Consider the following 12,521-nt stretch of genomic DNA (forward strand, 5'->3'; position numbering starts at 1 on the left):
AGTCAGGGTTTGGGGAAGTTAAGTATGTTACCGCCCTGCCCATTGCTATCCTGTTCGCTGCCTTTTTTTTCTAGATCTGTAATCTTTTTCTTCAATGTGAATACCTCATACACAAGAGAAATATTCTTCTGAAGAGCAATTTTGTAATCACGTTCTAAAGTCTTGTATTTTTCCTTGAGAGCCTTCTCCGCATCTGTCGACTTGGATTTCTTTACGTCTTCGACGCTCGAAACGTTCACGACTGCGACATGAGAGCGCTGACGCTCGGCGGCCTCGTCGATTTTCTTACACAGGTCAGGATGGCGCAGCTTCTTGATGGAGCCCCGCTTCCGACCAGCTTCGAGCGCAACTGTATCGTTGTTGATCAGGGTTCCTTTGGGAAGGATCTGAGGCTCATCGCGCTCCAGTCGGTCTAGTGCAGCCAGGTAGTCTTCTTCCGCACTCATTTCAGATCCTCGATTTCATGGCCAAATCCAGCTCGTTCCACCTGCTGGTAAATAGTGTCGATTTCCATACTCAGCTGCTGATGGAAGGGACTGGTAGGCGGGAACATGCCACGACTCTTCTGAAGCCTTGAGATGCCGTATCTGATATTCCGGATGCTCTTATTACTATCCAACACGGCGTACTGGCAGTCCAGGCATGCGAAAACGCTAATGGTGCCGATCCTGTCGCAGGCGTTCAGGTTGGTACAGCCACCTAGAGGGCTCTCCTTATAGACCATCTCGCCCTTCTCAAACTTGCGAGCGGTAGCTTCACGGTCAGTCGTGATGATCAATGGCTTACCCCGGTCACGAGATACCTGGATGCGATTGCCCTCGCCGCCCCAAAGCCTGCCCGAGGAATTAATAACATCACTTTCGTACTTCATTAAACTAGCCACGCGACGCTCGTATTCAAATTCGCGTATCATGGCCTGCTGATCCTCAGAGGCGAGGAAGTTGATAGCAAAGATTTGATCGCTTCGGTAGTAGGAAGTCATTGTCTCTGTCAGATGCTTAAACTGGTTAGCCAAGGAACCTAACGAAACCATTCCTGAACGAGCAGAGTATACGGCGAGCGAGCGCCGAAATTGGTGTGAAGACAAAGGCCAGACCTCACCGACTTTGAAATCCGGATCTGAACGCCAGTCTTTAAACCCGTCGAATCGCTCCAATTCAAGGATATCCGCCTCCGTGAGGCTAATACCTGGAATTCGGGAAATAACCTTTCTTAGTCTTTCTGTATGATAAATCCCAGGCAGCGGTGCCGTTCTATAGACGTAAGCAACAGACGTCTTGTGAGGAGAATTAAACATTGGAAAAAGCGGATAATTACCGAGATCAGAGTCATTCCATCCATTTCTCAATGATGCAATACGACCAATTAATTTAGCTGCCACTATCGCTTTTTCAACAATAGGAGTGCTAATCCAATAAGTAGGATTATTGTTTCCACCTGATGTTTTTGAAGTATACCCCAGCAACACCACAATTTCCTTGCCACCAACCCTAATATATGTCAAGCAGTTAGCAGGCAGCGTACGAACCTCGTTATCCCGCATACCAGTAAAAAGATGAATCCAATTTTTGGAAATCGAGCTAACCGAGATCACATAGGAATTCAACTGCATAAAACCCGTAATACTAAAGCGCTCGCAAAGCTCTAATAGGCCACACTCTTTAATCGCTACACGCCACTTGACAGACCCGTTTTTTATTTTTTGAGAATCTGCCTCACCGTAATATTTGTTCCCACTCCTCCGAGTATAAAACTCCAATAACTCAGACCTGAATTGATTGAAAAAATCTAATTCGTCATTAAATCCTGAAATCAATGCACCGTAAATCCTGGATGGAATCACCTTCGTCTGCCCCAGACTGCTGCGATATTCACTGTAAGTGCCTGCCAGCATACGTAGTCGAACTACTATGTCAAAATCTGAAGGGCCAAAAAAAAACAAAGGATGTAAAACACGTAGCTGATATAACTCACTAAACAGATTATAAAAGCTACGCAGATCAATCTTGTTCCCAGCATGGGATAGGCTAGAAATCAATGCTTCCTGACATGCTTTACGATTAAACAGATCCTGGAGACTAAAACCATGCTTTTGAGCAAACAGCGCCATCTTTCGAAGAGCCGTAAAATCAATGGAGGAGACCTTTCTAGGATTTGGATAAAAATGCATCCGCACAAGCTGTATAGCCTGCATTTCTGCAATAATTGATTTAGCACTCAAGCTGTTAGGAGTCTTCGTCCAACTTTCAAAATTGAAAACACTCACTGACTTCGCGCAGTACGGCTTCAAGTTCCAAAATAGATCCCTGACCCTCGACAAAACGGTTCCGTCCAGGTCTCGTGATATGACTATGCTTTCATTCAATGTCACACAGCCAATAATACTTTTGGGGAAATCAGGCAGTGAAACCTCATCATACCCCTTCGCACTGAGATCAGCTATTACGCTCATATCACCATGCCTAGCGAAACGAAAGTATTAAAATGTATGGCCCAAAAACTGTCAAGCTTACCACCTTCCACTTCTCGCCTGATGGAGGAAATCGAGCTAGCATCAAAACTTGAGACTGCTTGAAACTCTGTCAAGACCTCACCAATCCTGTGCAACATCGGAGCGAACTTCCCAATATAGCTTTCGTTTGCCATCGATGCCTGAGAAGCTGTCAATAAATACTCTAACGAAAGAAGCCTTCGCAAGTCTTGCTCATCAGCATGAACCGCATAATGCTTACAGAACAAACAGGTAATAGGTTCACCGCACGATGGAATTGGCGCATTCGGAGTGAAGCCATCTGCGAGCTCAGGGGTCGTGCTTTCAGAGATATCACAGTACCCTGTAGGGATATTCGATGGATGTTCAAGATCTTCAATGATCTTCACCGGGATTTCTGCGACTGATCTAGTTCGACTGATAGCTGTGCTATATACAGAATCAAAAAAAGAACTCATCTCAGCCGCTGTATCTTCCACAGACGGCCTGGCATAATGCTCCCTTACAACGCCTTCAGTGTTACCAAGTTTTTCTGCGGCAAGAACAGTATCACCATCGCTCAGTTTTACATATTCAGAGCCGACGCCCTTACGCCATTGAGAAGGCGTTACCCAAGCAGTGTTCGGCAAAGCAGTCTTGAACAGCTTCCTAACTTCAGAAAGACAGGATGGCTCAACACGAACGATCAATCCGCTTTCCGCCTGATAAGGAAATACTAATGTGCTTTCCCTACCATTTAAAAGCCATTTTCGGAGATCCATAATTTTTTTGAAAACGGGAACATAATCCACACCAAATTCTGGATAAACCGTAACACCGTTAGCACGCCCTTTAGTGCCAGAGTATCTTTTACCTTGCGTGCTCGGCACAACGCTTTCCGTGCCCATTTCCAAATCCTGGACGACGCTCAGATTTGTTCCAGTAGCAGATACAAAAGTAATTAACCCCGCAGCAAGTGCGCGATTTACCAATGCCGTCGCCGCATGTCCTCTAGAATCCCTTTCAAAATTACGAATGGCTACACGGCAATTTTCGTGAGTCCAACGATGAATCTTCTTAGACTCCGGACTCAAACAAAGCCCTGGACTGGAGAGGATATTAGAGAGCTTGGGAAACTTTTCATAATTCTTCAGGTAATGAACTATAGAATCCGGGCTTGCACCCTTTTTCCTTACCTGCCCCGGGATGTAATAATTAAAGTCCGAATCATTGGGAGAAGACATCTTGATTGGTAGACCGCCCCGCAATAAGACAACTCGATGCACCTCATTGACAAACCCCACTAGCGTAGAAAATGTCCGAGACCTTTCATCCTCAGAGCTCAGATTGTTTGGAGTATCGATTTTCCCTCGACACCTGCTAACCGAAACACTGAAGCTCTGAACCTTTTTCAAGGGAAGGCTTAAAGAGATTGAAACTACCACAGCGGCCTCTCTCTGGTAATGACTAGCCGTACCAGTAGATATTCCGTCGTTAACAGCAGCAAGATGAATCTTTTGGTTTAAATATACGGTGTATTCATGGTACGCAGCCTTCATGGATTCCAGATCGCCAAAAACCCACTCGGCATCGCCATTATCAATCCATTCAAAAAAAAGTTTGACACCTGTAAATTTACGCTCCACAGAAGAAGTATTGGTGGATCGAAGATAATCTACAAGCCCTTTAACTACAGGCACTCTCTTCTCATCAAATGTTGAAAGGTCGACAGCTGTACCACCAAGTTTATTAGCGACCCTATCTCGCGAGCAGTAACAGAAACACCCCAGATCCGAAGATCTCTTTCGAGTGCTATTTTCGGATGTCCCTCTAACGAGAACAATAGACTCCGGACGTAGCACTTCTGTCTTGAGATCATCAAAGTCTAAAAAAACTACTGGGCGATGCTCACGCTTGGCCATCATCGCCTCTTGCCAACTGAAAATTAGTATTCACATATTTGAAAAGCCTGCGCTCAAACTCACTCTGAACTTTTACTTTTTTCTTCATATTTGTACGGTAGTTCAGATATTGCAAGGTAATATCTTTACTGCTGTGCCCCATGCGCTGCTGAACGTATTCAAGAGCTTGGGTAACCCCCCTACTCTCAATCTCAGCATCAAGCAAATTCATCCCGAAAGATGCACGAAGATCGTGGTAACGGAACTTTAAATACTCAGGATCATCAACTCTAATCCTCGGCAACACTGTATCCGTGATGAACTGTCGGATAGTCGCCCCTTCACGTATCGACCCATAGACACGATCTGCGGAACTTACACGCGGATCCACATTTAGATCTTTGCGGTGAGAGATCTCCATCTTGCTCGTATAATATTCACTACCAGCACTTGTCAAAAACAGGTAGTTCATATCAGTCTCACCATAAAATGACCGCGATCGCCGCTTTACTGCTTCAGCACACCTACTATATACGCGCAAATCATAAACAAGCCAACCAGGGATAATTAGCGTCATGTTTGTACCGCCCTTGGTATCCACTCCAGTGCCGATACCTATTGGCAAACGTAGGTCACCATCACCATCGAGTTCAGCCCAGATGTGTCTTACCTGAAGAGTGCACACAGTTTGCATTCTGGCCCCAGTAAATAAAGCCATATAGAACATTAACTGATATTCTCTGGAGGAATCCAAAAGAGCGAAGAGCAGCTTTTCCTGTTGATCAATAGTCAGAGGCCGAAGCAAACCACCGTCATTTATTAGTTCGGTTGAGGCTTTATTTTTTGGTGCTTTTATTGCTAAATTGTGGGATTCAATTGCCAAAATCCTGGAAATACCGAAATTACTTTCTATCGACAAATATTTCCACACTGTCTCATATGGCTGATGTGCAAACTGTTCTGCCTTCACCAGACCGAAACGCATTATATCTTTATAAAATCCCACTACCGCATTAATTCGCGCCCTGCCTGTTCCACGTTTAATTTCACCAGAAGAGATTTGATCCACCAAGCGACGGCGATACTGGTGGGTTACTTTAAGCAAATCATTCTCTGGAAAATAAAGAAAATCTAACTCCTCATCCTCCAGGAATCTCCGATAATCTAGAATATGGCCAGCGACAGTACGAAAACTTCGCGACTCGTACTTGACCGTCCGGCTTAGGCGATTCACCAGATATAGATTTCCTATATCCCATGGCTGACCATCGCCCTGAATTATTACAGGAAAGTTCGGAAAGTAACCGGTTGGACTATATGTGAATTCGTGGGGAGGGATAACTTCGGTATTGCTGAGATCGTGAAAGCTGACGTTAATCAACCTGAATTCAGGTATCAGCAGACTGGTAGCATCAGAATCGTAACGCACCTTGTGCTTTCGCAGCCCTCCAGTTCCACTCATAACCCAGCCCAACGTGACCATGTCCATTTGTCCATACGGTACCACATGTGGATTCACTCGTCCACATCCGTACCTTTGGATTACCGACCAGGAACATCGCCGCAGTCCCGATCACCGACAGGCTTTTCATCATGTAGGGCGCCGCCCGCAGAATGCCGTTGCCCACCACCTGGGCCGCTTTCGAGGCTTTCTGAGTCATCCACAAGCCCAGGTCATCGAGCTTGACGATACCGCCCACCAACCCATAGACACCCACGGTCATGACGATCGCAATGCCCGACAGCACGATGATCTGCTGAGTCAGCGGCGCATCGGCCACAGTGCCCAAGGTGATGGCGATGATTTCTGCCGAGAGGATGAAGTCGGTGCGCACCGCCCCCTTGATCTTGGTCTTCTCAAAGGCCACCAGGTCGACGTTCGCATCGGCAACGGCTTCGCTGCGCGCACTGTGCTCGGCAGCATCCTCCTCCTTGCTGTGCAAGAACTTGTGCGCCAGCTTTTCGAAGCCTTCGAAACACAGGTACGCGCCACCGATCATCAGCAGCGGCGTCACCGCCCATGGGATGAACGCGCTGATCAGCAGCGCCGCCGGCACCAGGATCGCCTTGTTGACGAACGAGCCCTTGGCCACCGCCCACACCACCGGGATCTCGCGCTCGGCGCGCACACCGGTGACCTGCTGGGCGTTGAGTGCCAGGTCGTCGCCCAGCACACCTGCGGTTTTCTTCGCCGCCACCTTGGTCATCAACGAGACATCGTCGAGTACCGTGGCAATGTCGTCGATCAGTACCAGTAAACTGCTTCCTGCCATGTCTGCCTGTTTCCCGTGAAATGAATGGGCCGGAGTCTAGCCCAAAGTCGCTGCCTTGAGCGCCCCTCGAGCCCGGTGCTACCATGCCCGATCCCTCTTAGAGGTGGCCAGACACGAGGAAGATCCCTGACCATGAGCACCATTCGCGAGCGCAACAAGGAACTGATCCTGCGCGCGGCCAGCGAGGAATTCGCCGACAAGGGCTTCGCCGCCACCAAGACCAGCGATATCGCGGCCAAGGCCGGCCTGCCCAAGCCGAACGTGTATTACTACTTCAAGTCCAAGGACAACCTCTACCGCGAGGTCCTGGAGAGCATCATCGCGCCGATCATGCAGGCGTCCACGCCGTTCAATGCCGACGGCGACCCCAAGGAAGTGCTGAGTGCCTACATCCGCTCGAAGATCCGCATTTCGCGAGACCTGCCGCATGCCTCGAAGGTGTTCGCCAGCGAGATCATGCACGGTGCGCCGCACCTCTCGCCCAACCAGGTGGAACAGCTCAACGAGCAGGCCCGCCACAACATCGAGTGCATCGAGCGCTGGATCGAGCGCGGGCAGATTGCCAAGGTCGACGCGCACCACCTGATGTTCAGCATCTGGGCGGCGACTCAGACCTATGCCGATTTCGATTGGCAGATTTCGGTGATCACCGGCAAGGCCAAGCTGGCCGACAGTGATTACGAAGCAGCAGCCGAGACCATCATTCGGCTGGTGCTCAAAGGCTGTGAACCCGAGGCGGCCTGACAAGGCCAGTGGGGCTGCTCTGCAGCCCTGTCGCGACACAAGGCCGCTGTAGGAGCGGCCTCGTGTCGCGATAGGGCCGCAACGCGGCCCCGGCAATTTAAAGCCTTACGCAGCTACACCGGCATCCGCCGTCAACCCCGCCTCTTCGATCGCACTGATCGCACACTGCTCGTCGATATCCGACGTATCGCCGCTGATCCCTACGGCACCCAGCACCTTGCCGTCCTGATCGCGGATCAGCACGCCACCTGGCGCCGGCACCACCGGCCGCTCACCCACACCATTCAACGCGGCAAAAAACGCCGGCCGCTGCTGCGCATCCAGCGCCAGCAAGCGCGAGCCCTTGCCCAGGGCAATCGCGCCCCAGGCCTTGCCCGTGGCCACCTCAGGGCGAATCAGGCTGGCGCCATCTTCGCGCTGCAGGGCCAGCACATGCCCCCCGGCATCCAGCACCACCACCGTCAACGGTGCAGCATTGATCTTGCGGCCCGCCGCCAGCGCCGCGTTCACCAGGCTGACAGCGACTTTCAGGTTCAAAGCGTTCATGGAAAGGTCCTCTTCTTGTTGTGAGAAGCCCGAGGGCAGTTGAAAATCGATCACTCAAATAGAACACAACTGCAACCACTTTTGTATACAATAAATTGAAACGATCGTATGCGATGACGCAAATCGCCGTTTTCATGGGCGCTCGGACGAAAGCAACCTCCCCCGATGAAAACCCATTGACCTGAACCGCCAGCCGTGAATACACTCTGGCACAAAGCAAGTTGTATACAATTACAAAATCGATGAGGCACAACCCATGAGCAAAATGAGAGCAATCGATGCAGCCGTTCTGGTCATGCGCCGTGAAGGTGTAGATACCGCGTTCGGCATCCCAGGGGCTGCCATCAACCCGTTGTACTCGGCCCTGAAAAAAGTCGGTGGCATCGATCACGTCCTCGCTCGTCACGTTGAAGGCGCCTCGCACATGGCCGAGGGTTACACCCGCGCCAACCCAGGCAACATCGGCGTGTGCATCGGCACCTCCGGCCCCGCCGGCACCGACATGGTCACCGGCCTGTACAGCGCATCGGCCGACTCCATCCCGATTCTCTGCATCACCGGCCAGGCGCCACGTGCCCGTCTGCACAAAGAAGACTTCCAGGCTGTCGACATCACCAGCATCGTCAAGCCCGTCACCAAGTGGGCGACCACCGTTCTGGAACCAGGCCAAGTGCCTTATGCCTTCCAGAAAGCCTTCTACGAAATGCGTACCGGCCGCCCAGGCCCTGTGCTGATCGACCTGCCGTTCGACGTGCAGATGGCCGAAATCGAATTCGACATCGACGCCTACGAGCCGCTAGTCGTCAACAAACCGTCCGCCACTCGCGTACAGGCTGAAAAAGCCCTGGCCCTGCTCAACGACGCCGAGCGCCCGCTGCTGGTGGCCGGTGGCGGCATCATCAACGCCGACGCCAGCGACAAGCTGGTGGAGTTCGCCGAACTGACCGGCGTGCCCGTGATCCCTACCCTGATGGGCTGGGGCACCATCCCGGACGACCACGCCCAGATGGTCGGCATGGTCGGCCTGCAGACCTCGCACCGCTACGGCAACGCCACCCTGCTCAAGTCCGACCTGGTGTTCGGTATCGGTAACCGTTGGGCCAACCGCCACACCGGTTCCGTTGACGTTTACACCGAAGGCCGCAAGTTCGTTCACGTCGACATCGAGCCCACCCAGATCGGCCGCGTGTTCACCCCGGACCTGGGTATCGTTTCCGACGCAGGCCTGGCGCTGGACGTGTTCATCGAAGTGGCCCGCGAGTGGAAAGCCGCCGGCAAGCTGCAGTGCCGCAAGGCCTGGCTGGAAGACTGCCAGCAGCGTAAATCGAGCCTGCAGCGCAAGACTCACTTCGACAACGTGCCGGTCAAGCCGCAGCGCGTTTACGAAGAGATGAACCAGGTGTTCGGCAAGGACACCTGCTACGTCAGCACCATTGGCCTGTCGCAAATTGCCGGTGCACAGTTCCTGCACGTGTACAAGCCACGTCACTGGATCAACTGTGGCCAGGCCGGCCCGCTCGGCTGGACCATCCCGGCGGCACTGGGTGTGGTCAAGGCCGACCCGAAACGCAAGGTTGTGGCACTGTCGGGTGACTACGACTTCCAGTTCATGATCGAAGAGCTGGCCGTGGGCGCGCAGTTCAACCTGCCGTACGTACACGTGCTGGTGAACAACGCCTACCTGGGCCTGATCCGTCAGGCGCAGCGTGGCTTCGACATGGATTACTGTGTACAACTGGCGTTCGAGAACATCAACTCCACCGACGCCGCCACCTACGGTGTCGATCACGTCGCCGTGGTCGAAGGCCTGGGCTGCAAAGCCATCCGTGTCTTCGAGCCAGGTGAGATCGCCCCGGCCCTGCTCAAGGCACAGAAGATGGCCGAAGAGTTCCGAGTACCGGTCGTGGTGGAAGTGATTCTGGAGCGTGTGACCAACATTTCCATGGGCACCGAGATCAACGCGGTCAACGAGTTCGAAGACCTGGCGCTGGTCGGCAACGACGCGCCAACCGCCATCTCGATGCTGGACTGATCGCCTGACGCCCCCGTGTTGCGCCCTACCTGAGGGCGCCGGGGGCCTTCATCGCAAGGAGACACATCATGCCTCGCTTCGCTGCCAACCTGTCCATGCTGTTCACCGAACAGGACTTCCTGGCCCGCTTCAAGGCTGCCGCCGATGCTGGTTTCAGCGGCGTCGAATACCTCTTCCCGTACGACTTCAGCGCTGCCGAAATCAAGCAGCAGCTCGACGCCCACGGCCTGACCCAGGTGCTTTTCAACCTGCCGGCCGGTGATTGGGGCAAAGGTGAGCGCGGAATCGCCTGCCATCCCGACCGCGTCGAAGAATTCCGCGCCGGTGTCGACAAGGCCATCGAATACGCCAAGGTGCTGGGCAACACCCAGGTCAACTGCCTGGCCGGCATTCGCCCGCAAGGCCTGCAGTGCGCCGACGTGCGCAAGACTTTCGTCGACAACCTGAAGTACGCCGCCGACAAGCTCAAAGCCGCTGGCATTCGCCTGGTCATGGAAATGATCAACACCCGCGACATCCCAGGCTTCTACCTGAACACCACCCGGCAGGCCCTGGAAATCCAGGCCGAAGTGGGCAGCGACAACCTGTTCCTGCAGTACGACATCTACCACATGCAGATCATGGAAGGTGACCTGGCTCGCACCATGGAAGCCAACCTGAAACTGATCAACCACATCCAGCTGGCCGACAACCCGGGCCGTAACGAGCCGGGCACCGGCGAAATCAACTACCGCTTCCTGTTCGAACACCTGGACCGCATCGGTTACCAGGGTTGGGTAGGCGCGGAGTACAAGCCGCTGACCACCACCGAAGCAGGCCTGGGCTGGCTGAAGACACACAACGCAATCTAAGAACGCTCGCAGAACCTGCTGTAGGAGCGGCCTTGTGTCGCGAAGGGCTGCAAAGCAGCCCCGGCAGATTGCCTGCGCAACTGAGATCGAGGGGCCACTGCGCGCCCCTTCGCGACACAAGGCCGCCCCTGCAGGGGGCCGAGTCGCCTGCTCACATAAATATAAAAGAGGTAATTTCTCATGGCTAAAATCGGTTTCCTCGGCACCGGCATCATGGGCAAGCCCATGGCTCAGAACCTGCAAAAAGCAGGTCACAGCATTTTCGTTTCCACCCACCACGAGGCCGCACCGGCTGACCTGATCGCCGCTGGCGCAGTGGCGCTGGCCAACCCGAAAGAGGTTGCCCAGGAAGCCGAGTTCATCATCGTCATGGTGCCGGACACCCCGCAGGTCGAAAGCGTACTGTTCGACCAGAACGGCGTCGCCGAAGGCGTGGGCCCGAACAAGGTGGTGATCGACATGAGCTCGATCTCGCCGACCGCCACCAAGGCCTTTGCCGAGAAGATCAAGGCCACCGGTGCCGCCTACCTCGACGCACCAGTGTCCGGTGGTGAAGTCGGTGCCAAGGCCGCGACCCTGAGCATCATGGTCGGTGGTTGCCCGAACGCCTTCGAACGCGCCCTGCCGCTGTTCGAAGCCATGGGCAAGAACATCACCCGCGTCGGCGGCAACGGTGACGGCCAGACGGCCAAGGTCGCCAACCAGATCATCGTCGCCCTGAACATCCAGGCCGTCAGCGAAGCTCTGCTGTTCGCGGCCAAGAACGGTGCAGACCCTGCCAAGGTGCGTGAAGCGCTGATGGGCGGCTTCGCCTCCTCGAAGATCCTCGAAGTGCATGCCGAACGCATGATCAAAGGCACCTTCGACCCAGGCTTCCGCATCAACCTGCACCAGAAAGACCTGAACCTGGCCCTGCAAGGCGCCAAGGAGCTGGGCATCAACCTGCCCAACACCTCCAACGCCCAGCAAGTGTTCAGCACCTGCGTGGCACTGGGCGGCGGCAACTGGGACCACTCGGCGCTGATCAAAGGCCTGGAGCACATGGCCAACTTCTCGATCCGCGGCGAGAAATAAGCTTCAAGCTGTAAGCCTCAAGCGGCAAGCAAAAGCAGGTCTGCTTTTACTTGCGGCTTGTAGCTTGAAGCTTGCAGCTCTGGGGACCGCCCCTGGTTCGGCCTGCACGGAGGCAGTTCCAGGGGCGTTTTCGATTCTGCAGAACAACAATAATTGGGAGCCTGCCATGTCGGTCGATCCGCAAAAACTTCTCCGCGACCTGTTCGACACAGCCATCGCTGCCGCCCACCCCCGTCAAGTCCTCGAACCCTACCTGCCCGCCGACCGTAGCGGCCGGGTCATCGTCATCGGCGCCGGCAAAGCCGCAGCGGCCATGGCCGAAGTGGTCGAGAAGAGCTGGCAGGGTGAAGTGTCCGGGCTGGTGGTCACACGTTACGGTCATGGCGCCAACTGCCAGAAGATCGAAGTGGTCGAAGCCGCCCACCCGGTCCCCGACGCCGCTGGCCTGGCCGTGGCCAAACGTGTGCTGGAACTGGTCAGCGACCTGAACGAAGACGACCGCGTCATCTTCCTGCTCTCTGGCGGTGGTTCGGCCCTGCTGGCGCTGCCAGCCGAAGGCCTGACCCTGGCCGACAAGCAACAGATCAACAAGGCGCTGCTCAAATCCGGTGCCACCATCGGCGAGATGAA

General features: G+C 53.9%; 10 protein-coding genes and 1 pseudogene. 5 read left to right on the plus strand and 6 right to left on the minus strand.

Annotation, left to right across the window (positions count from 1 at the left end; all coding sequences use genetic code 11):
- Window positions 1-2: 2 nt before the first annotated feature.
- The 5 genes and pseudogenes from BLX42_RS08770 to BLX42_RS08790 form a co-directional block, all read right to left on the minus strand.
- Window positions 3-446: a hypothetical protein gene (locus tag BLX42_RS08770; protein WP_178110726.1), complete on the minus strand. Its 444-nt coding sequence runs from the start codon at window positions 444-446 to the stop codon at window positions 3-5.
- Window positions 443-2,452 (minus strand): hypothetical protein, encoded by a 2,010-nt coding sequence (locus BLX42_RS08775; RefSeq protein WP_161871590.1) that lies wholly within the window; start codon window positions 2,450-2,452, stop codon window positions 443-445. The genes BLX42_RS08770 and BLX42_RS08775 overlap by 4 nt, the downstream gene beginning before the upstream one ends.
- Window positions 2,449-4,392, minus strand: coding sequence for a hypothetical protein (locus BLX42_RS08780; protein WP_161871591.1), 1,944 nt, complete (start codon window positions 4,390-4,392; stop codon window positions 2,449-2,451). The genes BLX42_RS08775 and BLX42_RS08780 overlap by 4 nt, the downstream gene beginning before the upstream one ends.
- On the minus strand, window positions 4,379-5,854 hold the full coding sequence (locus BLX42_RS08785) for a site-specific integrase (RefSeq protein ID WP_161871592.1): 1,476 nt from the start codon (window positions 5,852-5,854) through the stop codon (window positions 4,379-4,381). Before BLX42_RS08785 ends, BLX42_RS08780 begins: the two co-directional genes overlap by 14 nt.
- A 61-nt stretch (window positions 5,855-5,915) precedes the next feature.
- Window positions 5,916-6,644, minus strand: a pseudogene (locus tag BLX42_RS08790) (DUF808 domain-containing protein); the annotation flags it as partial.
- A gap of 132 nt (window positions 6,645-6,776) precedes the next feature.
- Here BLX42_RS08790 and BLX42_RS08795 point away from each other — a divergent pair.
- Window positions 6,777-7,388, plus strand: a complete 612-nt coding sequence (locus BLX42_RS08795) for a TetR/AcrR family transcriptional regulator (RefSeq protein WP_039604598.1) — start codon at window positions 6,777-6,779, stop codon at window positions 7,386-7,388.
- A 105-nt stretch (window positions 7,389-7,493) separates the two neighbouring features.
- Here the strand turns inward: BLX42_RS08795 and BLX42_RS08800 are convergent, their stop codons facing one another.
- Window positions 7,494-7,934: a heme-binding protein gene (locus BLX42_RS08800; RefSeq protein WP_012315453.1), complete on the minus strand. Its 441-nt coding sequence runs from the start codon at window positions 7,932-7,934 to the stop codon at window positions 7,494-7,496.
- Between the two features lie 256 nt (window positions 7,935-8,190).
- Here BLX42_RS08800 and gcl point away from each other — a divergent pair, with 256 nt between their 5' ends.
- From gcl to BLX42_RS08820, 4 genes are all read left to right on the plus strand, one after another.
- Window positions 8,191-9,966: a glyoxylate carboligase gene (gene gcl, locus BLX42_RS08805; RefSeq protein ID WP_115274207.1), complete on the plus strand. Its 1,776-nt coding sequence runs from the start codon at window positions 8,191-8,193 to the stop codon at window positions 9,964-9,966.
- A gap of 68 nt (window positions 9,967-10,034) precedes the next feature.
- Window positions 10,035-10,817, plus strand: a complete 783-nt coding sequence (gene hyi, locus BLX42_RS08810) for a hydroxypyruvate isomerase (protein WP_046785314.1) — start codon at window positions 10,035-10,037, stop codon at window positions 10,815-10,817.
- A gap of 180 nt (window positions 10,818-10,997) precedes the next feature.
- Window positions 10,998-11,891 carry a 2-hydroxy-3-oxopropionate reductase gene (locus BLX42_RS08815; protein ID WP_039603965.1) on the plus strand — a complete coding sequence of 298 codons (894 nt, stop codon included), beginning with the start codon at window positions 10,998-11,000 and terminating at the stop codon, window positions 11,889-11,891.
- Window positions 11,892-12,057: 166 nt separating this feature from the next.
- On the plus strand, window positions 12,058-12,521 hold a 464-nt coding region (locus tag BLX42_RS08820; protein WP_161871593.1), incomplete at its 3' end, for a DUF4147 domain-containing protein.

This window comes from Pseudomonas sp. SG-MS2, assembly GCF_009933855.1.
Taxonomy (GTDB): Bacteria; Pseudomonadota; Gammaproteobacteria; order Pseudomonadales; family Pseudomonadaceae; genus Aquipseudomonas; species Aquipseudomonas putida_E.

Bases quoted from the DNA above. Each gene is read 5' to 3' on its own strand.
- BLX42_RS08770 (WP_178110726.1), bottom strand. From the start codon at position 446: ATGAGTGCGGAAGAAGACTACCTGGCTGCACTAGACCGACTGGAGCGC.
- BLX42_RS08775 (WP_161871590.1), bottom strand. From the start codon at position 2,452: ATGAGCGTAATAGCTGATCTCAGTGCGAAGGGGTATGATGAGGTTTCA.
- BLX42_RS08780 (WP_161871591.1), bottom strand. From the start codon at position 4,392: ATGGCCAAGCGTGAGCATCGCCCAGTAGTTTTTTTAGACTTTGATGAT.
- BLX42_RS08785 (WP_161871592.1), bottom strand. From the start codon at position 5,854: ATGGTCACGTTGGGCTGGGTTATGAGTGGAACTGGAGGGCTGCGAAAG.
- BLX42_RS08795 (WP_039604598.1), top strand. From the start codon at position 6,777: ATGAGCACCATTCGCGAGCGCAACAAGGAACTGATCCTGCGCGCGGCC.
- BLX42_RS08800 (WP_012315453.1), bottom strand. From the start codon at position 7,934: ATGAACGCTTTGAACCTGAAAGTCGCTGTCAGCCTGGTGAACGCGGCG.
- gcl (WP_115274207.1), top strand. From the start codon at position 8,191: ATGAGCAAAATGAGAGCAATCGATGCAGCCGTTCTGGTCATGCGCCGT.
- hyi (WP_046785314.1), top strand. From the start codon at position 10,035: ATGCCTCGCTTCGCTGCCAACCTGTCCATGCTGTTCACCGAACAGGAC.
- BLX42_RS08815 (WP_039603965.1), top strand. From the start codon at position 10,998: ATGGCTAAAATCGGTTTCCTCGGCACCGGCATCATGGGCAAGCCCATG.